At 70.8% G+C, this 24,183-nt stretch carries 25 protein-coding genes; 10 read left to right on the top strand and 15 right to left on the bottom strand.

All coding sequences use genetic code 11. The features are described from left to right. Positions 1-81: 81 nt before the first annotated feature. Positions 82-1,272 carry a carboxylate-amine ligase gene (locus ADL01_RS17620; RefSeq protein ID WP_234354678.1) on the bottom strand — a complete coding sequence of 397 codons (1,191 nt, stop codon included), beginning with the start codon at positions 1,270-1,272 and terminating at the stop codon, positions 82-84. A gap of 191 nt (positions 1,273-1,463) precedes the next feature. Then, positions 1,464-1,859 carry a hypothetical protein gene (locus tag ADL01_RS46225; RefSeq protein WP_063783538.1) on the bottom strand — a complete coding sequence of 132 codons (396 nt, stop codon included), beginning with the start codon at positions 1,857-1,859 and terminating at the stop codon, positions 1,464-1,466. A gap of 319 nt (positions 1,860-2,178) precedes the next feature. On the opposite strand from ADL01_RS46225, the gene ADL01_RS17610 reads away from it, so the two are divergent. Together ADL01_RS17610 and ADL01_RS17605 are read left to right on the top strand one after the other, a co-directional pair. Next, positions 2,179-2,835, top strand: a complete 657-nt coding sequence (locus tag ADL01_RS17610) for an ATP-dependent Clp protease proteolytic subunit (RefSeq protein ID WP_053742956.1) — start codon at positions 2,179-2,181, stop codon at positions 2,833-2,835. A 1-nt stretch (position 2,836) separates the two neighbouring features. Beyond that, positions 2,837-3,439 (top strand): ClpP family protease, encoded by a 603-nt coding sequence (locus ADL01_RS17605; RefSeq protein WP_053742955.1) that lies wholly within the window; start codon positions 2,837-2,839, stop codon positions 3,437-3,439. Between the two features lie 31 nt (positions 3,440-3,470). Here the strand turns inward: ADL01_RS17605 and ADL01_RS17600 are convergent, their stop codons facing one another. Next, positions 3,471-3,872, bottom strand: a complete 402-nt coding sequence (locus ADL01_RS17600) for a helix-turn-helix domain-containing protein (protein WP_053742954.1) — start codon at positions 3,870-3,872, stop codon at positions 3,471-3,473. A gap of 104 nt (positions 3,873-3,976) precedes the next feature. On the opposite strand from ADL01_RS17600, the gene ADL01_RS17595 reads away from it, so the two are divergent. Continuing rightward, entirely contained in the window at positions 3,977-4,753 is a 777-nt protein-coding gene (locus ADL01_RS17595) for a class I SAM-dependent methyltransferase (RefSeq protein ID WP_053742953.1), read from the top strand. A 319-nt stretch (positions 4,754-5,072) separates the two neighbouring features. Beyond that, positions 5,073-5,960: an RNA polymerase sigma factor SigF gene (locus ADL01_RS17590; protein WP_053742952.1), complete on the top strand. Its 888-nt coding sequence runs from the start codon at positions 5,073-5,075 to the stop codon at positions 5,958-5,960. Positions 5,961-6,055: 95 nt separating this feature from the next. Here ADL01_RS17590 and ADL01_RS17585 read toward each other — a convergent pair whose 3' ends face one another. Both ADL01_RS17585 and ADL01_RS17580 read right to left on the bottom strand, forming a co-directional pair. Next, the gene (locus tag ADL01_RS17585) at positions 6,056-6,508 is read right to left on the bottom strand and encodes an ATP-binding protein (RefSeq protein WP_053742951.1); all 453 of its coding nucleotides are present in this window, start codon (positions 6,506-6,508) and stop codon (positions 6,056-6,058) included. A 113-nt stretch (positions 6,509-6,621) separates the two neighbouring features. Beyond that, positions 6,622-7,905, bottom strand: coding sequence for a DUF6777 domain-containing protein (locus ADL01_RS17580; RefSeq protein WP_234354677.1), 1,284 nt, complete (start codon positions 7,903-7,905; stop codon positions 6,622-6,624). Positions 7,906-8,066: 161 nt separating this feature from the next. Between ADL01_RS17580 and ADL01_RS17575 the strand changes: the two genes are divergently transcribed. Next, positions 8,067-9,377, top strand: coding sequence for a streptophobe family protein (locus ADL01_RS17575; RefSeq protein ID WP_053742950.1), 1,311 nt, complete (start codon positions 8,067-8,069; stop codon positions 9,375-9,377). Here ADL01_RS17575 and ADL01_RS17570 read toward each other — a convergent pair. Both ADL01_RS17570 and mgrA read right to left on the bottom strand, forming a co-directional pair. Then, positions 9,374-9,784 (bottom strand): hypothetical protein, encoded by a 411-nt coding sequence (locus tag ADL01_RS17570; protein WP_053742949.1) that lies wholly within the window; start codon positions 9,782-9,784, stop codon positions 9,374-9,376. The genes ADL01_RS17575 and ADL01_RS17570 overlap by 4 nt on opposite strands. A 568-nt stretch (positions 9,785-10,352) precedes the next feature. Then, positions 10,353-11,345, bottom strand: coding sequence for an L-glyceraldehyde 3-phosphate reductase (mgrA, locus tag ADL01_RS17565; protein ID WP_053742948.1), 993 nt, complete (start codon positions 11,343-11,345; stop codon positions 10,353-10,355). A 119-nt stretch (positions 11,346-11,464) separates the two neighbouring features. On the opposite strand from mgrA, the gene ADL01_RS17560 reads away from it, so the two are divergent. Then, a complete protein-coding gene (locus ADL01_RS17560) occupies positions 11,465-12,352 on the top strand; it encodes a LysR family transcriptional regulator (protein ID WP_053742947.1) in 888 nt (295 codons plus the stop codon). A gap of 53 nt (positions 12,353-12,405) precedes the next feature. Further along, complete coding sequence (locus ADL01_RS17555) at positions 12,406-12,921, top strand: mycothiol transferase (protein WP_053742946.1); 516 nt, start codon at positions 12,406-12,408, stop codon at positions 12,919-12,921. Here ADL01_RS17555 and ADL01_RS17550 read toward each other — a convergent pair. Beyond that, positions 12,903-13,973 carry an adenosine deaminase gene (locus tag ADL01_RS17550; protein ID WP_053742945.1) on the bottom strand — a complete coding sequence of 357 codons (1,071 nt, stop codon included), beginning with the start codon at positions 13,971-13,973 and terminating at the stop codon, positions 12,903-12,905. The genes ADL01_RS17555 and ADL01_RS17550 overlap by 19 nt on opposite strands. A gap of 84 nt (positions 13,974-14,057) precedes the next feature. Beyond that, complete coding sequence (locus ADL01_RS17545) at positions 14,058-14,462, bottom strand: VOC family protein (RefSeq protein ID WP_053742944.1); 405 nt, start codon at positions 14,460-14,462, stop codon at positions 14,058-14,060. 182 nt (positions 14,463-14,644) lie between these two features. On the opposite strand from ADL01_RS17545, the gene ADL01_RS17540 reads away from it, so the two are divergent. Both ADL01_RS17540 and ADL01_RS17535 read left to right on the top strand, forming a co-directional pair. Further along, on the top strand, positions 14,645-15,526 hold the full coding sequence (locus ADL01_RS17540) for a phosphatase PAP2 family protein (RefSeq protein WP_053742943.1): 882 nt from the start codon (positions 14,645-14,647) through the stop codon (positions 15,524-15,526). Beyond that, positions 15,462-16,169, top strand: a complete 708-nt coding sequence (locus tag ADL01_RS17535; protein ID WP_053742942.1) for a dienelactone hydrolase family protein — start codon at positions 15,462-15,464, stop codon at positions 16,167-16,169. The genes ADL01_RS17540 and ADL01_RS17535 overlap by 65 nt, the downstream gene beginning before the upstream one ends. A gap of 392 nt (positions 16,170-16,561) precedes the next feature. Here ADL01_RS17535 and ADL01_RS17530 read toward each other — a convergent pair whose 3' ends face one another. From ADL01_RS17530 to ADL01_RS17510, 5 genes are all read right to left on the bottom strand, one after another. Next, on the bottom strand, positions 16,562-17,461 hold the full coding sequence (locus ADL01_RS17530) for an aldo/keto reductase (RefSeq protein WP_053742941.1): 900 nt from the start codon (positions 17,459-17,461) through the stop codon (positions 16,562-16,564). A gap of 85 nt (positions 17,462-17,546) precedes the next feature. Continuing rightward, on the bottom strand, positions 17,547-18,917 hold the full coding sequence (locus ADL01_RS17525; RefSeq protein WP_053742940.1) for an RICIN domain-containing protein: 1,371 nt from the start codon (positions 18,915-18,917) through the stop codon (positions 17,547-17,549). Positions 18,918-19,143: 226 nt separating this feature from the next. Then, positions 19,144-19,713, bottom strand: a complete 570-nt coding sequence (locus ADL01_RS17520) for a DoxX family protein (RefSeq protein ID WP_053742939.1) — start codon at positions 19,711-19,713, stop codon at positions 19,144-19,146. A 180-nt stretch (positions 19,714-19,893) separates the two neighbouring features. Then, a complete protein-coding gene (locus tag ADL01_RS17515; RefSeq protein WP_053742938.1) occupies positions 19,894-21,219 on the bottom strand; it encodes an aldehyde dehydrogenase family protein in 1,326 nt (441 codons plus the stop codon). 129 nt (positions 21,220-21,348) lie between these two features. Further along, positions 21,349-21,702 (bottom strand): YciI family protein, encoded by a 354-nt coding sequence (locus ADL01_RS17510; RefSeq protein WP_053742937.1) that lies wholly within the window; start codon positions 21,700-21,702, stop codon positions 21,349-21,351. 97 nt (positions 21,703-21,799) lie between these two features. Between ADL01_RS17510 and ADL01_RS17505 the strand changes: the two genes are divergently transcribed. Beyond that, positions 21,800-22,870: an acyl-CoA dehydrogenase family protein gene (locus ADL01_RS17505; protein WP_053742936.1), complete on the top strand. Its 1,071-nt coding sequence runs from the start codon at positions 21,800-21,802 to the stop codon at positions 22,868-22,870. Positions 22,871-22,984: 114 nt separating this feature from the next. Here the strand turns inward: ADL01_RS17505 and ADL01_RS17500 are convergent, their stop codons facing one another. Continuing rightward, on the bottom strand, positions 22,985-24,133 hold the full coding sequence (locus ADL01_RS17500; protein ID WP_053742935.1) for an LLM class flavin-dependent oxidoreductase: 1,149 nt from the start codon (positions 24,131-24,133) through the stop codon (positions 22,985-22,987). Positions 24,134-24,183 lie beyond the last annotated feature (50 nt).

The following is a 24,183-nucleotide window of genomic DNA, read 5'->3' as shown; positions in this document are numbered from 1 at the left end:
ACAGGTGGGTGAGAAGCAGGCCGTGGCACGGCGACCGTGGTGGTCACGGCCTGGGCCGGCCCGCTGACGTTCACCGAAATCTCAGCGGCCGATGACCTCCGGTGCCCCCGAGCCGAACGGCGGGCCTGGTGCGTCCGCACCGGGGAAGGGAAGCCTGACGCGCCCGAGCTGTGCTGACTCGCGGTTTCTGCGTTCACCCCGGGTTTCGGCGATCAGCAGGTCGACGCAGGCCAGCAGGTCCTCTTCCCGTGCCGTACGGCGGATGCGCTCGGCAGCGCTGCCCTCGGCCAGGGCTTCTTCCGTCAGCGCTCGTACGGTGGACCAGTCGCCGTGGGCCTCGAGGGCGGGGCGCAGCCGGGTCAGCAGCTTGTGGACGGCCTTCGGCGCGGGCTCGTCCCGGTGCGTCGCGGGGTCCACGAGGGTGCCTTCGAGGCCGGAACGGGCGGCGCGCCAGGCGGCGCCGCGCAGCCATTCGTGCCGGCCCGGGCAGGGCGCGTCGTTCTGGCGCAGCCGCTCACGGGCGTCGGTGACCAGGGCGCGGAACAGTCCGGCGATGAGCACGACGGTCTCCGCACGGGGGCAGGCGTCGCAGATCCGCAGTTCCAGGGTGTGCAGGTGCGCGGAGGGACGGATGTCGTAGTAGATCATCCCCGCGTCGCTGATGATTCCGGCCCGGACCATGTCGCGCACCGCCGCGTCGTACTCGGCCGCGGTCGCGAAGCAGCCGACCGGGCCCGCGGTGGGCCAGCGCTGCCAGAGCATCGTGCGCCAGCTGGCGTAGCCGGTGTCGGTGCCCTGCCAGAAGGGTGAGCTGGCGGACAGCGCGAGGAGCACGGGCAGCCAGGGCGAGACCTCGCACATCACACGCACCGCGGTGTCGCGGTCGGGTATGTCCACGTGCACCTGGGCGCCGCAGATGAGCTGCTCGTCGGCGACCTGGCGGTATTCCTCGACCATGTGGCGATAGCGCGCGCCGGCGGAGGGGGGTCCGCAGGAGGCGGGTGCGAGGGGGGCCGTGCCTGCGGCAACCACCGCGAGGCCGAGCGAGGCGGCTGCGGCGTCGAGCCGTTGCCTGGTGTCGGCGAGGTCGGTGTACAGGTCGTGCAGGGATGCGTGCACCCCGCTGTTGGACTCCACTATCGACCGGTGCAGTTCAGAGGTGAAGGTCCGCCGGGGCAGCCGTCGCAGCACCGGATCGGCGCGCGGCACGAGCACTCCGCTCTCCACCTCCAGAACGTGGAACTCCTCTTCCACTCCGATGCAGATACTCACGGCTCGCTCCTCGAGTGCCTCATGGCTTCCGTCCCGGGAGTGCGGTTCCCCCAACCGGGAGGATGCGACGGCGGTGACAAGCACCGGGTTCCCCGGGTCCCTACACATAAGCCCAAATGCGCACCTTTGACTCGATACCACCACAAACGAGCATGCCGCGCATATCGCGGAGGAAGCAGCCCGGATCCGGCTCAGCCGGGCGGACTGCGGTCACTTCCTCGATGGGCGCGCCGGTCTCGGGGCGAGTACCCCGGCAGCACGACACAATCCCGTCGGGGGCGGGCGGCGCGCGCGAGCCTCCGGGGCGGCTGCCACCGCCCCGGAGACGACTCCCGGCTCTCTCCGGCGGCGCCGGTGATCCCCGGGGAGACGAAACGCCTGTTCAGGGGGTTGAAGTAGGTGTCGGGGGCGCCTTCGAAACCGGCCTTCTCGATCGCGGGGGCCAGTCGCTGGGCGAAGAAGGTCTGGAAGGCCTCCTCCGACTCCCAGACGTCGATCGCATGCAGCCCCTGCCCGTCGAACCAGGCCACGTGCACCTCACCGCCGGCCGGGGCGACCTCCTCCCAGCCGACCGCGTCCCGCACCATGTCGTGCTGCTCAGGACTGACCCGGCCCAGCTCGTCGACATCACTACCGTCATTTTCCCGCCCCTCGTTCAGCTCCGTGTGTGCCCGAGCATCGTCCCGCCGCGACGGCCGCCGACGAAGAGCGCGCAGAGGCGCGACCTCACCGCACCCCGCCCCCGCACGCCCGGCGCCTCTGCCGTCAGCGAATCTGCTGCGGGCCGAGAAACCGGCCGCAGGCGTCGCACCGGGCCGAGAGTGGGAGCGCGGCACCAACCGCCGTACGACCCACGGACGACGCAGGTACGACAGCCCACCACCCACGACTCGACAAGGAGCCCCGATGTCCCCACTCACCACCGCCGGCCCCTGGCCCGCGCTGCTGCCCCGGGCCGAGGAGGGCGACACCCCCGCCTCCCGGTTCGACGACCATCTGGCCGCCCAACTGCTCGCCCAACGCATCGTGTTCCTCGGTACGCAGGTCGACGAGGTCTCCGCCAACCGGATCTGCGCCCAGCTTCTCCTGCTGTCCGCGGAGGACCCGCGCACCGACATCAGCCTCTACATCAACAGCCCCGGCGGCTCCGTGACGGCGGGCCTCGCCATCTACGACACCATGCAGCTGATCCCGAACGACGTGTCCACGCTCACCATGGGATTCGCGGCCAGCATGGGCCAGTTCCTGCTCAGCGTGGGCGCGCCCGGCAAGCGGTACGCGCTGCCGAACGCGCGGATCATGATGCACCAGCCGTCGGCCGGTATCGGCGGCACCACCTCCGACATCGAGATCCAGGCGGAGAATCTGGAGTTCACGAAGCGGACCGTCGAGCGGATCACCGCCCGGCACACCGGCCAGAGCGAGGAGACGATCTCGCGGGACGGCGACCGCGACCGCTGGTTCACGGCCGAACAGGCCCTGGCGTACGGCATGGTGGATCAGGTGGTCGGCACGCTGGCCGACGTACGCCCCGCCTCCTCACGACGACGGATGGGACTCTGACATGGGGACGTACACGATTCCGAACGTCGTCGAGCGCACCCCGCAGGGCGAGCGGTCGTACGACGTGTTCAGCCGGCTGCTGTCCGAGCGGATCATCTTTCTCGGCACGGAGATCGACGACGGCGTGGCCAACGTCGTCATCGCGCAACTCCTGCATCTGGAGTCGTCGTCCCCGGAGCGCGAGATCGCCATCTACATCAACTCGCCCGGCGGCTCGTTCACTTCGCTCATGGCGATCTACGACACGATGACGTTCGTCCAGGCGCCCATCTCGACGTTCTGTGTCGGCCAGGCGGCCTCGACAGCGGCGGTACTGCTTGCCGGGGGCGATCCCGGGCGCCGGTTCGTCCTCGAACACTCGCGGGTGCTGCTGGGCCAGCCGGCGAGCAACGGTCACCGGGGCATGGTCTCCGATCTGGCCGTGCAGGCCAGGGAGATGGTCCGGATCCGCGCACAGGTCGAGGAGGTGCTCTCCCGGCACACGCACCACGACGTGACGACCCTGCGCGCCGACATGGACCGCGACAAGGTGTTCACCGCGGCGGAGGCGGTGGCGTACGGGCTGGCCGACGAGGTGCTGAGCCGACGCCTCGTCGGTGTCTGACCGGTCGGCCGTCCCGACGGACGCCGGCCGGCTAGGCGACCAGGCAGAGCCCGTTGTACGGCGCCGATGTCGTCGTACGCGCGTGGGTGCGGCTTCGGGTGTGCCGGGTCAACTCGCTCTGGGCCAGGGACAGCAGGTCTCCCAGGCCCAGGCCGAGGGCGTGGGCGGCTGCCGCGAGGACCTCCGATGAGGCTTCCTTTCGGCCCCGCTCCAGCTCCGACAGGTACGGCATGGAGATCCTTGCCTCGTCGGCGACATCCTTGAGGGTGCGTTCCTGGGCGAGGCGTTCGCGCCGCAGGACGTCGCCGACCAGGTCGCGGAAGAGCGGTTCCCTGGGTGCGGGCCGCGCCGGGGTCGCCGGGGCGGCGGGTGCCGGCACTGTCTTCGGACGCAGCGGGATCACGCGGGCCTGGTTCGGCGCTTGATTGCTCACCCCCTCAGCCTAAAAGCCCTGGCTTCCGAGGGAAGGGATCGGCATTCTGCCCTGGGGGAAATCACCGTGGGCGGGACGAACGACGGACAGGGTGAGGGGCGAGCATGCTGCGTGACACCTTCGACGAGGTGGCGGAACTGTACGACCGGGCACGCCCCCGGTATCCGCAGGACCTGGTGGCCGACCTGGTCCGTGCGGCGGGCCTCGGCCCGGGGAGCCGCGTCCTGGAGATCGGCCCGGGGACGGGCCAACTCACCGTCCCGTTGGCCGCGTCGGGCTGCCGCCTCACCGCCGTCGAGCTGGGTCCCTCCCTCGCGGCCGTGGCCCGGCACAACCTGCGGCGGTTCCCGCTCGCGGAGGTGACGGTCGCCGACTTCGAGCACTGGCCGCTGCCACCCGAGCCGTTCGACCTGGTCGTCTGCGCGACGGCGTTCCACTGGATCGACCCGGCGGTACGACTGCCCAGGGCGGCCGAGGCGTTACGGCCGGGCGGGCTGCTCGCGCTCGTCACCACGCACCATGTCAAGGGTGGCACCGTCGACTTCTTCAATCGGGTGCAGCGGTGCTACGAGGCGTGGGACCCGGCCACCCCGCCCGACCTGCGGCTGGTCGAGGAGGCCGACACGGCGTCGGACAACAGCGAGTTGGAGCACTCCGAGCACTTCGACGACATCGCCGTCCGGCGCCATGGCCGGGACATCGCGTACTCCGTCGACGAGTACATCGACGTCCTGCTCACCTACTCGGGCCACCGCGCACTCGACGCGCCTTCGCGCCACGGCCTGCTCGCCCGCATCCGCGACCTGATCGAGACGTGGTACGGCGGCCGGATCACCAAGCGATACCTCCACGAGCTGATCACGGCGAAGCGGGTCTCCTGAGCGAAGCGGGTCTCCTGAGCGAACCACGAAGCTTCCGCACCGAGTTACCGGGCCACCGGGCCGCCGGGTTCTCTACGCCGATCCGCCGAGTGACAGGGACCACGATCGCCCCACGGAGCCTACGTCGGCGCACGACCCACCCCACGATCCTTACCGGCAGGTCAACACCCATGGTTGCCCGGGCCTTTGGCACCCCGTGTCCACCCGGCCCCCGGACAGAACAAAATGGTGGGCATGCACGGCGCCCGACCGGGTACGCGCAGTCGGGAACCGTTCCATCGTCAGCAAGTCGACGTTTTCGTGGGAGAGGTAACAGGTAATGGACACCGCCATGATCCGGTCGAAGGCAGAGGTCGTCGTGGACACCGCCGGAGCCAGGACGGGTGACGCCCCACTGCCCGGAGTCCCGGAACCGCGAAAGGTGGCCCCGCGTGACGCACGCGAGCTGTCCCGCCAGTTCTTCCAACGCCTGTCCGAACTCGAGGAGGGCACGCACGAGTACCAGTACGCGCGCAACACCCTCATCGAGATGAACATGTCGCTCGTGCGGTTCGCCGCCGGGCGTTTCCGGGGTCGCGGCGACGACATGGAGGACATCGTCCAGGTCGGGATGATCGGCCTGATCAAGGCCATCGACCGGTTCGAGCTGTCCCGCGAGGTGGAGTTCACGTCGTTCGCGGTGCCCTACATCGTCGGGGAGATCAAGCGGTTCTTCCGGGACACGACGTGGGCGGTGCACGTACCGCGCCGGCTTCAGGAGTTGCGCGTCGAGCTGGCCAAGGCGCGCGAGGAACTGTCGAGCAGGCTGGACCGCGATCCGACGGTCGCCGAACTCGCCACGCTGATGAACCTGTCCGAGGAGGAGGTCGTCGAGGGACAGATCGCCTCCAACGGCTACAACTCCGCGTCTCTCGACGCCGCGTTGACCGGCGACGGACCCGATGACGGCGAGGCGGTGCTGGCCGACTTCATCGGGGTCGAGGAGCACGGGATGCGATTGGTCGAGGACTTCCAGTCGCTCGCCCCGCTGCTCGCCGAACTCAGCGACCGGGACCGGCAGATCATCCATCTGCGGTTCGTCGAGGAGGCCACCCAGGCGGAGATCGGTGAGCTGCTCGGCTGCTCGCAGATGCATGTCTCCCGGCTGATCAAGCGCATCATCACGCAGCTGCGCGAGGGCATGCTCGGAGAGCTCGACTACGCCTGACGCGCGCGCCGGATCGCCGGTAAACCGGTACATGCGGACCGTGCTGCCCCTCACCAGATCACTGGGTGAGGGGCAGCACGGTCCGTACGTACTTGTCACTGCGTGAGGGGCAACACGGCCCGTACGTACTTGCCGACCGGCACCCGGCGGGCGGTCACCTCGGTGGCGAGTGCGTGGACTATTTCCAGGCCGTGCCTGCCGACGCGTTCCGGGTCCCGGGGATAGCGCAGGGGCAGCGTGGCGCTGCTGTCGTACACGGAGACGGTCACCGAGGCGTCCGTGCCCTCCAGTTCGAGGACATAGGGGCCCTGGCTGTGCCGGTCCGCGTTGGTGACCAACTCGCTGACCACCAACACAAGTTCGCCGTCGACACGCCGGTCGCTCGGGGCGCACCAATCCTTCCTCAGCTGCTCGAGGAAGATCTCGGCGAAGACGCGGGCCTCCGCGATGCAGCCCGGCTCGCCGGTGAAGTGCGTAGCCCGACGCAACGGTTCGACGGGCTTGTCGAGACCAGTCGGTGTCACTGCTCCGCCCAGGTGGTCGATCATGCGTTTCTCTCTCGGTGGCCGGTCCGGCAGAACCCGGTCGCACCACTGCTCGTACCCCGAGCCGCGCGTCGCAGTCCCCCCTTCGGTACGTGGCCTTCGCCACCACGGGGACCTCATGAGGAGGGCGCCGTGGCGGCCGGCGGCGACGTCGTGCCGGGAAGCACGTCGTCGGGTGGGGACGGGGGTGACACGGGGGCCGAGGACGGGGGCGAGGAGGAAGGGGCGGTGGCCGTCGGCGGGGATGTCGGCGGGCAGCGGGTGGCCGACGGACGCCCGGTGCGCGGTGTGGCCGGTGACGCGGGCGGCGCCGATGTCCCGGACGCGGCGGTGGGCGAGGACACGCACGGCGGCGGTGACTGCGGCTGCGGCAGGCCGGGCGCTGCGGACGTGGGTACCGAGGACTCCGCCGCTGGTTTTGAGGATTCCGACGAGGGTGCAGAGGACGTGGCCGAGGGTTTCGGGGACACTGCCGAGGGTTCGAAGGACGCGGCCGAGGGTGTCGAGGACCCTGCCGAGGGGGTCGACGAACTCACCGACGAGGACGGCAGGTTGACCGGCGGGGCGGTCTTCTGGTCGTGTCTGCCCGAGTCGCCGTGATGGCGGTGGAACCAGTCGCGGCGGTCGGGGTCGTAGACGACGAAGACTTTGATGACCGTGGTGGAGGGCGCCACGACAACCACGTGGGAGGTGCCGTACGACGGCCAAGCGTCGCCCCGCTGGCGCGGGGTGCTCTGTTGTCGTACCGGGTCGGCGAGCGGGTTGCCGCAGGCACAGCGCACGCGCGGCCGACCGTGGTCATCGACGAGGACGGCCGTGCCGGTCTGCAGAACGGCCTGGTAGCCGGTGGTGGCTCCGTCGCGGTAGCCGTGGTTGGTGACGCGGGTGTCCATGCGGAGCTGCACGGGGGTGAGTGAGCGCAGATACGCGGGGACCCCGGTGGGCCGGAGGCCGAGGACCGACGCGAACGCGCCGTTCTTCGCAGAGGTCGCCCCCAGCATCCGGATCTGCTTCTCCACGTCGCAGCCGGCGACCGCGCGAGTGCCGCCGTACAGGCCGGCCGTGTCGCCGTCCACGCGCCGTACGGCGTTCACGACGGCCGTCTCCGCGACCGTGGCGGTGGGAGTGGTGACCGGAGGGGCGGAGCTGTCCCTGGCCGTGGACTCGGTGAAGGGGTCGGGTCCCGACTTGCCGGCGGCCTGGAGAAAGACCTCGCCGCCCGCCCGTTCGGAGGTGCCCTGGGAGCGGGGGGTGAGAACGATGAGGAGGGCCACGGCGGCCAGGACCGAGGTCGCGAGGACCGCGATCCGGGCTACCGACCGACACGAGGGCCGGTCGTGCCCCGCCCCGGGTCCTGTTCCGGATCCGGGGCGGCCGGGGGACGGCTGTTCGACGCTCACTGGCTCTTCTTCCGACGTGGGCTGCCGCGACATTCGCCCCGATTCATGCCGCTTTCTTCCACAACGTGCTCATTGTGTGGCCTGGTCCCGGGCCGCCCGCAAGCGGAGGCCGTCACTCCGCTCGGCAGGCGCACCCGCCGAGTGCTGCTTAGCGTGGCAGGGTGAGCTCGCGAACTCCCGCTCCCGTGCCGGTCCTCGCCGAGGAGCGGACCATCTTCCGGCACGGCTGGGTCCAGGCCCTGGCCACGGTGCTGAACGGACTCGGCGCCATGGTGCTGACCGCCGCGCTGGGGCTGTGGGCGGCCGGTGCGGGCGATCTGCCCGACGGCGCGTTTCCCCGCGTCGTCGCGGCTGCCGTCGTGACGGCGGTCGGCGGGACCGTGGACGTGACGGGCGACGCCGGGGACCTCGCCCAGACAGCGGGCGGCCTGACCGTGATGCCGCTGTCCGTGACGCTGGTCGGGGCGCTGGTGACCGGCGCGGGATTTCTGCGCCCGCTGCGCCACCGTGCCCTCGCGGGGGCGCCGGAGCTGGCCGGATGGGCCGCGCGCATCGCCGTCCTGTGGGTGCTGGGTCTGACCGGTCTGGCGTACGCGGCCCGCCGGACCTTCGCGGTCTCGCTGGGCGACGGGATCCTCGGCGACATCGGCGACCTCTTCGGCGCCGCGCCGAGGATCGGCTTCGCGGCGGACGTACCGCTGACGCTCCTGGCGGGCGTGCTGTGGCTCGCGGGGGTACTGACGTCGGCCCTGCTGGTCTCGCGTGGGGCACCCCTGCCGGCCCGGCTGCTGCGGTTGCAGGAATCGGCACGTCCGGCCGCGTACGCCATGATCGTGCTGCTGCTCGCCTTCGTGGCCCTGGGGACCGTGATCGGGCTCGTCGTGGCGGTGACACGTGGGCAGCCCACGCAGTACCTCGCGCTGATACTGCTGGGCATGCCGAACCTGGTCTGGCTCGCCCTCACCACCGGCCTGGGCGCCACCTGGGAGGGCCGCGTCGACGGGCCCTTCGGGCTGCCGATGCCCCATGTCCTCGACGAGGTCCTGCGCGGCTCCGACACCGCCACGCTCAACCTGGGCACCATCGCCGATTCCGACGGCAGGGTGTGGTGGCTGGTGGCCGTCGACGCCGTACTGCTGCTGGCCGCCGCGTTCCTGATGGCGGCGCGCTCACCGGCCCGGACGCGGGCCTGGCAGCACGCCGTGCGCATGGCGGTCGCGCTCGCGCTCACGGTCCTGATGATCTGCCTGACCGGCCGAATCTCCGCCCACTACGGCCTGTCCGTGCTCGGCATCGGGGACCTCGGCGGCCATCTCTCCGGCGCCCTGTTCCTGCACGCCCGACTGTGGGGCGCGCTCGGGTTCGCGCTGCTGTGGGGGCTGGTCGCCGGGTTCCTGGGGGCGCTGTTGGCCCGGCGGGTGCGCCGGCCGGGTGACGGTCTCACCGCGCGGGTCGGGGGTCGCGGTGGCTAGGCGACCGGTACGACCAGTGCCGGGTTGGTCCGCTGCATCCTGAGCGCGTCCACGGACTCGGCGAGCAGTTCGTACTCGGTGGTCTCGTCGTACGTGGCGATCCGGACGAGCCTGCCCGCCGCCAACTCATCGGCGACCAGCTCCTGTTGGTGCGGGTCCATGGCCCAGCGGCGCAGCAGACCCGGCACGTCGGGCACGGTGGCGGCCACCGGGACGAGCGAGTTCGGGGGGAAGTACGGTTCGTCGGGCTGCGGATCGAGCCGTTCGGCGATCCAGTTCGCCCGGTCCCGTAACCACCACAGGGCCAGCGCCAGGGTGGGCGCGCGGTACGTACCCAGCGGCACTCCTATGCGCCTGCCCGCGCAGACCCCGTACGCCGTGACATGGCAAAGAAACTCGTCGTGCACGATCTTTCCCCCGATCGCCTGCCGGCCTTGCCTCGCTTTCCGTGCGGCTCACTCGTCGTGCGCGTTGCTGCTGGTCACTCCCTGGTCACCCAGTGGTGCAGTGTTCTACCAAATGAGTATCTTCACTATTGACACTCTGTCACCACGCCTTTCCGGCCAGTTTCCATGCATTCTCCTGGCATATTCCTGGCAGGTATGGACCGGAATCCGACGGGAGAGTCTGTTTTCCCGCCGACAGATCTCCGGAGATTCTCGAAGATCATGGTATTCGTGATGAGTTCTCCGATTCCCAGTGGTCTCCATAGCGAAGACCACCGAAAAGGGAGGGCCCCAGGGCCACCAGCGAAAAAGTCGACACGGTCGACGAGGAATTCACAGCCGTACGGCGCAAAAGTCCGGCACCAGGAGGGTGGACCGCCCTGGTCTGGCCGGAATCCGCCAGGTTCTTCGGTACGACGGCACCCAAAGCCCTCGGAAAGGAAGAGGGTGCCCCCGTGACAGTACGGCCGGCCGAACGGTTCCGTTCAAAGCAGAGCGAGGAACGGCGCGAAGAAAGACTCGGCGGCCGTCAGGTCTTGACGACCGCCTCGATCCGGGCCAGTTCCTCGTCGGAGAACTCCAGGTTTCCGATGGCCGCGACGCTGTCCTCCAACTGCTGCGGGCTGCTCGCGCCGACCAGGGCGGACGTCACCCGGCCGCCGCGCAGGACCCAGGCCAGCGCCAGCTGGGCCAGGCTCTGGCCACGGGACCCGGCGATGTCGTCGAGGGCGCGCAGCTGCCGCACGAGGTCCTCGGTGATCCGGTCGGAGTTCAGGAACGGGCTGTCGCTCGCCGCCCGCGAGTCCGCCGGGATGCCGTCGAGGTAGCGGCCGGTGAGCAGGCCCTGCTCCAGCGGGGAGAAGACGATGGAGCCGACCTGGAGCTCGTCCAGCGTGTCCAGCAGGCCTGTCTCCTCCGGACGTCGGTCGAGCATCGAGTAGCGGGGCTGATGAATGAGGAGCGGAGTGCCCAGGTCGGCCAGGATGCGGGCGGCCTCACGGGTCTGCTCCGGCGAGTAGTTGGAGACGCCGACGTAGAGCGCCTTGCCCTGCTGGACCGCCGTGTGCAGGGCCCCCATCGTCTCCTCGAGCGGAGTCTCGGGGTCGGGGCGGTGCGAGTAGAAGATGTCGACGTGGTCCAGGCCCATGCGGGTCAGGCTCTGGTCGAGGGAGGAGAGCAGGTACTTGCGCGAGCCCCACTCGCCGTACGGGCCGGGCCACATGAGGTAGCCCGCCTTGGTGGAGATCACCAGTTCGTCGCGGTACGGGGCGAAGTCGGCCTTGAGGGCCTCGCCGAGCGCGGACTCGGCGGCACCGGGCGGCGGGCCGTAGTTGTTGGCCAGGTCGAAGTGGGTGACGCCGAGGTCGAACGCGCGCCGCAGGATGGCGCGCTGGGTGTCGACCGGACGGTCCGGGCCGAAGTTGTGCCACAGACCGAGCGACAGCGCGGGGAGCTTCAGACCGCTGCGTCCGGTGCGCCGGTAGGGCATGTCCGCGTAACGGTCGGTGTGTGCGGTGTACAACGCGACTCCAGAGGGGTTGGCACAGCGGATGTGATCATTGCTGGTCCCACTCTTCCCCGGGGACGGGCAGTGGTCCAACAGGAGAATCCGATGGTATTCAGCGGATAGGCTTCTCAATCATGGAACTACGCCATCTCCAGCACTTCGTCGCGGTCGCGGAGGACCAGCACTTCACCCGGGCCGCCGAACGGCTGATGGTGTCCCAGTCGGGCCTGTCGGCCTCGATCCGCGCGCTGGAGCGGGAGTTGCAGACCCCGCTGTTCGTGCGCACCACGCGCCGGGTGGCGCTCACCGAGGCGGGGCGGGCGCTGTTGGGTGAGGCGGAACGCATCCTGACACAGGTGCGGGCGGCGCACGACGCCGTGGCCGCCGTGCAGGGCGTGCTGCGCGGGACACTCGCGCTGGGCGCGGAGCAGTGCATCGGAGGGGTGGACGTCGCCGGGCTGCTCGCCGCGTTCCGGCGGCGTCATCCGGACGTGGAGATCCGGCTGCGGCAGGCGGGTTCCGAGGCGATCGCGGACGAGGTGGCGGCCGGTCGGCTCGACCTCGCCTTCGCCATTCGGACCCGTGCGGACTCCGACCAGTTGCGGTCCGTACCCCTGAGCAGCGAGCCGATGACCGCGCTGTGCCATCCGAGCCATCCGTTCGCCCTCGCGGACGCGGTGACGCCGGAGGAACTGGGCGGGGAGGCGTTCGTCGACTTCCATCCGGACTGGGGGCCGCGCCGCGTCACGGACGAGGTGTTCGCCGCCGCGTGCGTACGGCGGACCGTGGCGCTGGAGGTCAACGACGTGCACAGCCTCCTGGACCTGGTCGAGGAAGGGCTGGGCGTGGCGGTGGTGCCCCGGCACTTCGCGCACAAGCGCGCCGCGCTGACCGCGCTGACCGTGAAGGGCACCGGCGAGACGGTGTACGAGACGGTCGCGATGCTGCCGCCGTCGCAGGCCACGAGTCCGGCGGCGCGGGCGCTGATGAACCTGCTGGAACGGCCCGACCGGCAGCCCTGACGCGGGTGTCCTGTTCCTGATGCGGTGGGCTTCGTGATGCCTATGGTGGGGGCATGGATGCGAAGGACGTTCTCATCGACGCGTACGGCAGGATCCAGGAAGAGGTCCACGCCGTCGTGGACGGCCTGTCACCGGACACCCTCAACGCCCGGCCCGCCCCCGACGCCAACTCGGTCGCCTGGCTGGTCTGGCATCTCACCCGGGTCCAGGACGACCATGTCGCCGGGGCGGCCGGGTTCGACCAGGTCTGGCACAGCGAGGGCTGGGAGAAACGGTTCGGGCTGGGACTGGAGTCCGGGGACATCGGTTACGGCCACAGCGCGCGGCAGGTCGCCCGGGTACGGGTGGAGTCGGGCGACCTGCTGCTCGGCTACTACGACGCGACGCACGCCCAGAGCCTCACATTCCTCCGGAGCCTGACCGCGGGCGACTTCGAACGCATTGTTGACGAGCGCTGGGACCCGCCGGTCACGCTCGGCGTGCGGCTGGTCAGTGTCCTGGCCGACGATCTTCAGCACGTCGGCCAGGCCGCCTATCTGCGGGGACTGCTTCAGAGCGCCGAGGCGTAGCCCGGCAGGACGACGTCCTCGATGAGGGCGTTGCGCTCGCCGAACGGGATGAACGCGCTCTTGACCGCGTTCACCGTCACCGTGCGCAGGTCCTCGACCGTCCAACCGGCCTCCTCGACCAGGAGGGACATCTCACGGGTCATCGTCGTGCCGGAGACCAGACGGTTGTCGGTGTTGAGGGTGACGCGGAAACCCAGGTCGCGCAGGGCGGTGATGGGGTGCTCGGCGATCGACGTGGCCGCGCCCGTCTGGAGGTTGGAGGTCGGGCACATCTCCAGGGCGATCCGGCGGTCGCGCACCCAGCCCGCGAGACGGCCGAGTTTGCCGTCCACGATGTCGTCGGTGATGCGGACGCCGTGGCCGATGCGCTGGGCGCCGCAGACCTGGAGGGCCTGGTGGATGCTGGGCAGACCGTGGGCCTCACCGGCGTGGATGGTGAACGGCACGCTCTCGCTGCGCAGGTGTTCGAAGGCGGCGAGGTGGTCGGCGGGCGGGAAGCCGTCCTCGGCGCCGGCGATGTCGAAGCCGACGACACCCGCGTCCCGGAACGCGACGGCCAGGTCGGCGGCCTCCCGGACCCGGTCGAACATGCGCATCCCGCACAGCAGCGTCCCGACCCGCACCGGGGTGCCCGCGGCGGCGGCCTTCGCCATACCCGCCGCCAGGCCCTCCTGGACGGCCTCGACGACCTCGGGGAGGGTCAGACCGCCGTTCACGTTCAGCTCGGGGGCGTACCGCACCTCGCCGTAGACGACACCGTCCTCCGCGAGGTCGAGGACGTACTCCTCGGCGGCGCGCAGCAGGCCCTCGCGGCTCTGCAGCACGGCGAGGGTGTGCTCGAAGGTGGCTATGTAGCGCACCAGGTCACCGGAGTTGGCGGCCTCGTAGTACCAGGCGGCCAGTTCGTCCGGGTCGGTGGTGGGCAGGGTGTGGCCGACCTCGGCGGCGAGCTCGACCAGGGTGGCGGGGCGCAGGCCTCCGTCGAGGTGGTCGTGCAGCACGGCCTTGGGGAGGCGGCGGATGGTGGCGGTGTCGACGGGGGACGCGGTCATGTGCGGTGTTTCCTCGGCAGGTGGTGGTGCGGTGGAGTGGTGTGGAGTGGCGGAGTGCGGTTCGGTGCTGAGCTGCGCTGTGGGTCAGTCGGTGGCGGGCTGGAGGAGGTCCCAGCGGTTGCCGTACAGGTCCTGGAAGACGGCGACCGAGCCGTACGGCTCATGGCGCGGCTCCTCCAGGAAGGTCACGCCGGCAGCGCTCATCCGGGCGTGGTCGCGGGCGAAGTCGTCGGTGTGCAGGAAGAAACCCACCCGTCCGCCGGTCTGGTCGCCGATCCGGGCCCGCTGATCGTCGTCCTTGGCCCGGGCGAGCAGCAGGCCGGTGCCCGCTCCTTCGGAACCCGGCTCGACGACGACCCAGCGGGAGCCGTCGGGGCGCGGGGTGTCCTCGGCGAGCCGGAAGCCGAGCGCGTCGGTGTAGAAGCGGATCGCCTCGTCGTAGTCGGCGACGACGAGGGTGACCAGGGCGACGCGTCTCGTGAGCTTCATGCACATTCCTCGGCCGGCGGGGGGTGGGGCAGGGCGGTGGGCGGTTCGGCCGACGTACGGATGACGTGCGGTTGACGGGTGAGGTTATACGTAACACGCCTGGTGTGTCACCTTCGAGCTGTGATGTTCTCCGCGTCCGCGGGTCGCGGGAACGATCGACGGGGCGTGATCGTCAAGCAGGTGTGAACCGTGACCATGTCGCCGCCAGGGCCGGTTCCCCCGCGCTGGGGAGCCTGGTCGCTTTCGTGCTGCTGGCGGTGCTCGCCGGCACGGTCGTCGCACAGGGCGGCGGCACCCTCTTCGGCGACCGGGAGCTGCTGGACTGGTCGCTCGCCCACCGCCCGGACCTCGTCGTCACCCTCGCCCGCGCGGTGACCCACACCGGCACGGGTTTCGTCCCGTACGCCCTGCTCGCCCTCGCCGGTTTCCTCCTCGGCCAAAACGCGCGGCAGCGGATCCAGGCGGCCGCCGCCGGTCTGGTCTGTCTGGTCGCCGCCCAGGCCGTGCGGTTCTCGGTGATGGCGCTGCTGTCCCGGCCCCGGCCCGACACCGCGCACTGGGCCACGGACGCCGGCCACTGGTCGTTCCCGTCGGGCCACACCACCACGTCGGCCGTCACCGCCGGACTGCTCGCCCTGACCGTCTGGATACGGGCCCCGCGCGGCCGGCTTCCGATCGCCGCCGCCGTCGGCTGCTGGGGTGTGCTGGTCGGGCTGACCCGGGTCTATCTGGGCGTCCACTGGTTCTCGGACGTCGTCGGTGGCTGGCTGTTCGCCCTGTGGTGGCTGGGCCTGACGGCGTACGGGGTGGCGCGCTTCGCGCCGGACGCGTGGGCGGACCTGCTGCGCGGCGACGGGAACGGGGCGCGCGGGATGCTGTCACGCCGCATACCGGGGCCGGGATCAACGGCCGAATTCGCACGTGGCAAGGTGGGAATCACGCCGGAGTCCCACTACGGCGTACCCCCAACGAGCGCTGCCCTTCCTGGAGTTGACTGCCATGACCGAGCTGCCGAAGCCGACCGGTTCGCCCTCCCACCAGAACGTGACATTTCCCAGCGCTGACAGCACCGCGCACGGATATCTGGCCCTGCCGCCGTCCGGCAGCGGACCCGGCGTCATCGTCATCCAGGAGTGGTGGGGCCTGACCGACCACATAGCGGACGTCACCGCCCGGCTCTCCCAGGAGGGCTTCGTCGCTCTTGCCCCCGACCTCTACGGCGGCAACGTGGCGCACGAGAGCGAGGAGGCGATGCGCATGATGCAGGCCCTGCCGGTGCCGAAGGGCGTCGAGCTCCTTTCCGGCGCGGTCGACTACCTGCTGGAGCGGCCGGAGGTCACGTCGGAAACGGTGGGCTCGGTCGGTTTCTGCATGGGCGGCGGCTTCGTGCTCTACCAGGCCGCGGCCGATCCGCGCGTCAGCGCCGCCGTGCCCTTCTACGGCGTGATCATGGGCGAGCTGCCCGACTTCTCGGGCCTCAAGGCCGAGGTGCTGGGTCACTACGGCGAACTCGACGCGAGTATCCCGGTGGAGAGCCTGGACCCGCTGCGCGAGGCCATCAAGGGGCAGTCCGGTATCACCCCGGACCTGCGCGTCTACCCGGCCAACCACGCCTTCTTCAACGACTCCCGCAGGATGTACGACGCCGAGTCGGCGGCCCAGGCGTGGGAGAGCACGGTGCCGTTCCTGAAGGAGCACGTGCGGTGAGCGCCGGTGCGGCGAGCGCCGGTGCGGCGAGCGCCGGTGCGGCGAGCGCCGGTGCGGCGAGCGCCGGTGCGGCGAGCGCCGGTGCGGCGAACACGGGTTGCTGACGCGGCTGGGCGGGTCCGGGGAGTTTCCCCGGGCCCGCCCAGCCGTTCGCGGTCCCGTACGCCAGGATGCGCCGGTCCCGTACGAGGGGCGCGTGGGTGGCGCCGGGGCGGTGTCAGCCGTCGTACGGGGAGTTGTCTGGACCGGGCGTTGACGACCTCCCGACCTCCCCGCGCATAAAGCGGGACTGCCGGGCCGTCCGGGCGCGAACGCGTGGCTGCGGGCGGGCAGCCGCGAGGCCCCGCATCCGGAGCGGGCGCCGCGGAATAGGGGCGCTCACCGGCCGACAACTACGGTCGATGCGCCGCGTCGAGGCGCGTCAACTCCTCGTCGGTCAGCCGCAGGCCGCCCGCCGCCACGTTGTCCACGACGTGCTGCGGGTTGCCCGTGCCCGGGATGGCGAGGACATGCGGCCCCTGGTGCAGACTCCAGGCGAGCCGCACCTGGGCGGGGCTCGCGCCGTGCACGCGGGCGACGGCGAGTACCGCGTCGTCGTGGGTGTCGGTGGCGCCCCGGGCTCCCCCGCCGCCCGCGACGGCGAAGAAGGGCACGAAGGCGATGCCCGACTCCCCGCACAGCCGCAGGAGTTCGTCGCCCTCGGGGTCGGGGCGGTCCAGCGCGTACCGGTTCTGCACGCACACCACAGGGGCGATGGCCTGTGCCTCGGCAAGGTGTTTCGGCTCGATGCCGGAGATGCCGAGGTGGCGGATCAGACCGGCCGCTCGCAGGTCGGCTAGCGCGCCGAAGTGCTCGGCTATGGAGTCCTGTTCCATGCGGCGCAGATTGACCACGTCGAGGTGGTCGCGGCCGAGCTGGCGCAGGTTCTCCTCGACGTGCCCGCGTAGCTGGTCGGGGCGGGCCGGGGTGCCCCACTCCCCCGAGTACTCGCGGTACGGGCCGACCTTGGTGACGATGACGAGATCGTCCGGGTACGGCGCGAGCGCGCTGTTGATCAGTTCGTTGGCGGAGCGCAGTGCGGAGAAGTAGAAGGCGGCGGTGTCGATGTGGTTGACGCCCAGTTCGACGGCCTTCCGCAGCACGCCCAGGGACCGTTCGCGGTCGCTGGGCGTACCGAGGTGGAAGGCGGCGCTGCCGGTGAGCCGCATGGCTCCGAATCCGAGCCGGTTGACGGTGAGATCGCCGAGTTTCCAAGTGCCCGCGGCGTCCGCGGTGATCATCTCCGAGGTCATCGAGGGAGTCTCGCACGCGCCTCGCGCACCGGACCGGAGCCGGCGGCCTCCTTGTGCCGTCCTTGTGGTGTCCTTGTGGCGTCCTTTACGGATACACGTAGGTGTTGAGGGTGGTCACCGCCGAGGCCGGGTTGCCGAGGTCGTAGCGGTCCACGGCAAGGAAGTTGGGCTTCTTCCGGGCGGCCGGCCGGCAGAACCGCTGGGCCCGGTCGGCGAGTTTGGTGTTGTCGGTCGTCGCCGTGCCGGCGATCGCCACGTCCCGGAAGTGGTTCATGACGAAGAGGGGCTTGAAGGCACCCTCGGTCCGGGTGAGCGGAGTGTTGGAGTCGGCGCCGTACCAGCGGCTGTAGCAGGACCAGTCGGAGGTGCCGAGGCCGCCGCCCATGGACCAGTAGTTCTCCACGGTCCATTCGCGCTGGTACATCACACCGAAGGTGTCCCGGGTGAGCCCGGCGCTCTGGTCGGCGGAGCGGCTGTGGTCGGTGAAGATCAGCAGCCGGTCGTCGGCGGCGACCAGATCGGCGATCTTCGGCCAGCCGTTCTGTCGTACGCCGGTCCGGTCGGGCCGGTAGAGGACGTCCGACAGGCCGCTGACGCGGGCGAGTTCGCCGCGCAGGACGGCCGGGTCGACGTAGTCCTCCAGGAACACGGTGACTATTTGCGTGGGGTTCTGCCTGAGGAAGTCGACCATCCGCTGGAGGTCGACCCAGAGGGCGACCGGGCTGCCGACGAGGGTGCAGCTGTTGTGGCAGAGGATCGCGCCGTCGGGGGTCTGGTGGATGTCCAGCATGAACCCGCGTACGCCGTCGGCGAGTTGCTGGTTGATGCCGCGCGACTGGTTGGGGACGAGGTTGACGAAGGGCGGGGCGAAGCCGCCGTCGACACCGTTGGCGTAGGCGTTGTGCGCGGTGAGGAACGTGACCTTGTCCAGGGTGCGTTGGTCGGCGGGCGGCATCGGGGCGACGGTGGGGGCGACCGGGGTGAGGTACCAGGAGGCCAGGCCTCCCGAGCCGCCGATGGCCAGCTGGTCGGGGTAGTTGGCGCCGGACGGCTTGGCGGCGACCGTCAGGTAGCGGCTGGTTCCCGGGGCCTTGAGGGTGTACTGGTCGGTGCCGGAGGGGGTGATCTCCCAGGGCGCGTCGGCGCTCGTACAGGCGACGGTCCTGGCCTGGTCACCGGAGCGGCCGAGACAGGAGCCCGCGGTGTCGGTGCTTTCCAGGAGGTACGAGGCGCCGCTCGCGCGCAGCGTCCACTGCTGGTGGTCCTCGTTGCCCTTGGGCCTGTGCTGTTCGACGGCTCCGGCGTCGTCGGCAGCGTTGAGTCCGGTGGTGGCACTCTGGACGTAGTAGGCGCCGGCGGCCGGTACGGGGGCGGCCAGGGCGGGCGGCGCTGGGGCGGCAACTGCCGCCGCCAGTGCGGCTGTTGCGGTGAGCAGGGCGGTGCGGGGGGTTGGCATCTACGGAGGCCCTTCATCAGCTCGGCGGCTCGACGACGTAATCGGCAGGGGCATGACATCACGAAGGGCACATGAAGTGATGCACCGGCTGGGCCACGACTCGGTGACGAACACCGTACGGCTGGTCATCCGGTGTCACCGGCGGCCGATCTCACCGAACTCGGCGCGGCACACGCCGAGTTGGTCGCAGCCGACGATGACGTCCCGCGCCTTCTGCGGACCGATGTCAGCCGACGTCAGCGGTTCCCGGCCCGGCCGCTCCCGTAACGGACGCGTCCTCCGTCGTCGCGGCCCGCTCGGCGGGGCGCTCGGGGCGCCAGAACGTCGCCAGCAGCCCCGCCGTGGCCACCACGGCCACCCCCAGCGCGATACCGCCCCCGGCCCAGCCGGTGACCTCGATGTCCGCCGCGTGGTCCACCGAGATTTTGCCGGGCCCCAGCACCCCGAGCGCCAGCGAGACGGCGGCCAGCATCAGGACGTACTCGTAGCCGTCCTTGAACACGAAGAACCCGTTGGGCCGGTGAGCGAGGAGCCCCGCGACCAGCATCACCGAGACGACCGCCGCGCAGGCCAGTGGCGTGAACAGGCCGAGGACCAGCAGCGCGCCCGCGCCGACCTCGGTGACCACACTCATCCACGCCTGCAGCGTCCCGTACCGCAGCCCGAGCCCGCCGAACCAGCGTGCCGTGCCCTCGATCTTTCCGCCGCCCCGCCAGTGGTTGAGCCCGTGCGCGATCATGATGACGCCCAGGACCACTCTGACGGCGAGTACCGCGACTGCCTCCGCGTTCGTCAACTCGCTCTCCCCTGCTGCCGTTCGGCGGATCGGGCTCCGCCGCTGCCGCTTCGAGAGCACCTTGAGGGGACAGGCCGAAGACGTCAACAACCATGCACTTCTGACACTGATCGCCCCGGTTGCCGAGAACGAGATTCTCGGCAACCGGGGCGATCAGTCGGTGCTCCGGCCGACAGGACGTCAGCCCAGTGGCTTCGCCAGTACCGCCTTGCGGTGGCTGAACGTCTCGATCGAGTAGCGGCCGTGATAGCTGCCCATCCCGCTTTCCCCGACGCCTCCGAACGGCAGGTCGGAGACGGTGAGATGGGCGAGCGGCAGTCCGTAGCCGACCGCGCCGGAGGACGTCTCGGCGGCGATCCGCTCGCGGGTCGTGCCGGACTCGGTGAACACGTACAGCGCGAGCGGTTTGTCGCGGTCGTTGATGAAGCCGATCGCGTCGTCCAGTCCGGCCACCGTGACGATCGGCAGGATCGGGCCGAAGATCTCCTCCCGCATCACGGGCGAGGCGGGGTCGACGTCGGCGAGGACAGTCGGTGCGATGTACTTCGTCGTCCGGTCCGTGACGCCGCCGGTGACGATCCGGCCCGAGTCGAGCAGGCCGCCGAGGCGGTCGAAGTGGCGCTCGTTGACGATACGGCCGTACTCGGTGGAGGTGGCCGGGTCCGCGCCGAACAGGTTCTCGACGGCCTTGGCGAGCGCGGGCTCCAGCGCGACGGCGGTCTCCGGGTCGGTCAGGACGTAGTCGGGGGCGACACAGGTCTGGCCGGCGTTGAGGAACTTGCCCCGCACCAGCCGGTCGGCGACGACGTCCGCATCGACGCCGGTGTCGACGAACGCCGGGGACTTGCCGCCGAGTTCGAGGGCGACCGGGGTGAGGTGCTCGGCGGCGGCGCGCATCACGATCCGGCCGACGGTGCCGTTGCCGGTGTAGAAGATGTGGTCGAAGCGCTCGGCCAGCAGGGCCGTGGTCTCCGGGACGCCGCCCTCGACGACGGCGACCGCGTCGGGGTCCAGGTACTGCGGCAGCAGCCGGGCCACGATCTCGGAGGTGGCGGGGGCCAGTTCGCTCGGCTTGACCACGACCGCGTTGCCGGCGGCCAGCGCGCCGACGACCGGGGTCAGCAGAAGCTGGAGCGGGTAGTTCCAGGGCGCGATGACGAGGACGACGCCCAGTGGGTCGTACTGCGTCCAGGCGGCGGCGTCGGCGCCGAGGCGCTCGGGGACCGGCGCGGGCTCGGGGCGCAGCCAGCCGTCGAGGTGGTCGAGGGTGTGGTCGATCTCCCGGACCGTGAAGTCGATCTCCGTGCGGAACGATTCGGTCGAGCTCTTGCCGAGGTCCGCGTGGAGGGCGGCGGCCAGGTCCTTGCCGTGCTCCGTGAGCAGTTCGCGCAGACGGCCGAGCTGGGCCTTGCGCCACTCGACGGGCTTGGTGCGTCCCGTACGGAAGGTGGCGCGCAGGCGCGTCACGATGTCGGCGGGCTGCCTGGGGGGCGTGGGGTGGTTCACGGTGCCTCGCTCACGGTGCTCTGGTGCGGTGGTCTCGGGCGCGGAAGGCCGGCTCGACGTACCCGACACGTATGTCAACCTTTCACGCGGCAAAATATATTCCCCATACATGGATATGACAGTCCCCCCTCAGTCGTCCACCTCGCCCAGGAAGGGGCGGACCTCGACCGGCAGGGTCGTCGCCAGTGCCGCCTTGCGCCCCCACTCCAGCGCGGAGTCGAGGTCGGATGCCATGAGGAGGCAGATCCCGCCGAGGAACTCCTTGTGCTCGGCGTAGGGCCCCTCGATGATCTCGACCTCGTCGCCCAGGGGCCGCACCACGGTCGCCGCGTCGGGGCGGTGGAGTCCGCCCGCGAAGACCCAGGCCCCCGCCTCGCGCAACTCGTCGTGGAAGACGCTCAGTCTGCGGTTGATCTCCACCATGGTCGCGGGCACGGACGGTTCGCCGACCGGCTTCATCGCGCTGAGCAGGTAGTACTTCATCGCGTCCTCCTGGGCATCACGGCTCTGACCCTCTCCTACACGAAGGGAGCAGTTTCGCGGAGGCGCAACGCACCGTGGCACCGGGACAATCCTGTTCATGACCGTCATCCCCCCGCATCCGCTCGTCACCGTCGCCCGTCGGCTCGCCGCCGACGTCCTTGCCCCGCAGGCCGGCCGGGTCGACCAGGAGGGCGTGCCCGCGACCAGCATCGAGGCCGTCAAGCGGTCGGGGCTGCTCGGAGTGAGCGCGCCGAGGGAGTACGGGGGTGCGGGCGCGCCCGCGTCCGTGGCCCGGGAGGTCGCCGAGATCCTCGCCGGGGCCTGCTGCTCGACCTGGTTCGTCCAGACCCAGCACCACACCCCGGTGAAACTCCTGGCAGAGTCCCAGTTCCCGGTACGGGAGCGCCTGTTGGGCCCACTGTCGACGGGCGCGCTGCTGTCCGGGATCGCCTACGCGCACGTACGTTCCTTTCCTCGCGTCCCGGTGGGGGCCACATACGAGCGCGGCGGCTGGCGCTTCGACGGGACGGTGCCCTGGTACACGGGCTGGGGGCTGAACGACGTCATGCTGCTCGCGGGACTGTCCGACACGGACGAGGTGGTGTTCGCCTTCGCCGACGCCCGCGAGCAGCCGGGACTGCGGGCCTCGCCGCCCATGCGGCTGGCGGCGCTGACGGCCGCCCGTACGGTGTCCCTGGAGCTGAACGGCCTGCGGCTGCCGGAGGAGTCGGTCGTACTGCGTACCCCGCGGGAGAAGTTCGCCCTGGCCGACCGGGCCCGGGCCGCCAACACGAACCCGGCCGTGTTCGGGGTGGCGTACGCGGCCCTCGACCTCCTCGCCGCCCACCCGGACGCCGCGCCGACCGCGCGCTCACTGCGCACCCGACTCGACTCCGTGCGCCGCACCGCGTACGCCCTCACGGACCACCGTCAGCCACAGGAGCACCTGGCGGACCGGCTGGCGCTGAAGACCCGGGCGTACGACCTGATGCGTACGGCGACGACGGCGGCGATCGTCGCCGGGGGCGGCCGGTCACTGGACCTGAACAGCCCGGCCCAACGGCTGGCGCGCGAGGGCCTGTTCCTGCTGGTGCAGGGCCAGACGTCGGACGTACGCGAGGCACACCTCACCTCACTGGCCGACCAGGCCCCGCCGACGCCGAGATGATCCACGCGTCAGGGCCCCAGCCACCGCGCCCCTGGAAGGGCGCGACAGCGCACCTTCCAGGGGCGCGGGGGGCTGCGCGACAAGCCCCCACCGGACCGGCAGGCAAAGAACCGCCTACCCGCCAAAAGGCACCTGCGCGGCCTGCGCCGCACCCGCCCCGGCGAGCGGATGCCGCCACACCCCCCGCGCCGCCAGCCGAGGCAACACCCCCTCGCCGAACCAGTACGCCTCCTCCAGGTGCGGATACCCGGAGAGGACGAACTCGTCGATGCCCAGGGCGTGGTACTCGGCGATACGGTCGGCGACCTCGTCGTGGCTGCCCACGAAGGCGGTCCCCGCACCGCCGCGCACCAGACCGATGCCGGCCCACAGGTTGGGATGGATCTCCAGCCCGTCCCGGTTACCGCCGCCGTGCAGGGCGAGCATCCGGCGCTGCCCTTCCGACTCGCTGCGGGCGAGCCCCGCCTGGATGTCCCGTACGGTCGCCGGGTCGAAGCCGGCGAGGATCCGGTCCGCCTCCGCCCAGGCCGCCTCGGCCGTGTCTCGGGTGATGACGTGCAGCCGGATGCCGAACCGCAGGGTGCGCCCCTGCTTGGCGGCCAGTCCCCTGACCCAGGCGATCTTCTCGGCGACCTGGGCCGGTGGTTCACCCCATGTGAGGTAGACGTCGGCGTGCCGGGCGGCGATCTCGCCGGCGATGGGCGAGGAGCCCCCGAAGTACACCTCGGGCACCGGATCGGGCACTCGGGCCAACTGGGCGTCCTCGACCCGGAGATGCTCGCCGGTCAGGTCGACCGTCTTGCCCTCCCACAACTCCCGTACGATTTGGAGGAATTCGCCCGTACGACGGTACCGGGCGTCCTTGTCGAGGAAGTCGCCGTAGGCCTTCTGTTCGTGGCTCTCACCGCCCGTGACGACATTGAGGAGGAGCCGTCCGCCGCTCTGGCGCTGGAAGGTGGACGCCATCTGCGCGGCGAGGGTCGGGGAGACGGATCCGGGGCGGAAGGCGACCAGGAACTTCAGGCGCTCGGTGTGCTGGCTGACCATGGCGGTGGTCAGCCAGGCGTCCTCGCACCAGGCGCCGGTGGGGGTGAGCGCGCCGACGAAGCCCAAATCCTCGGCGGCGCGGGCGATCTGGCTCAGATAGGCGACCGTCGGCGGCCGGTTCTGCCCGAAGGCGGTCGCGGGGGTGCCGTGGCCGCCGCCGACGACATCGCGGCTGTCGCCGTTGGTGGGGAGGAACCAGTGGAAGGTGAGGGACACGGAAGAGCTCCGATCGGGAAGGCAGCCCGGCGGGGGCGGGCGTCGCTCCA

Source organism: Streptomyces sp. NRRL WC-3618 (assembly GCF_001280005.1).
Lineage (GTDB): Bacteria > Actinomycetota > Actinomycetes > Streptomycetales > Streptomycetaceae > Streptomyces.
This window is presented reverse-complemented; position numbering and strand designations above follow the sequence as displayed.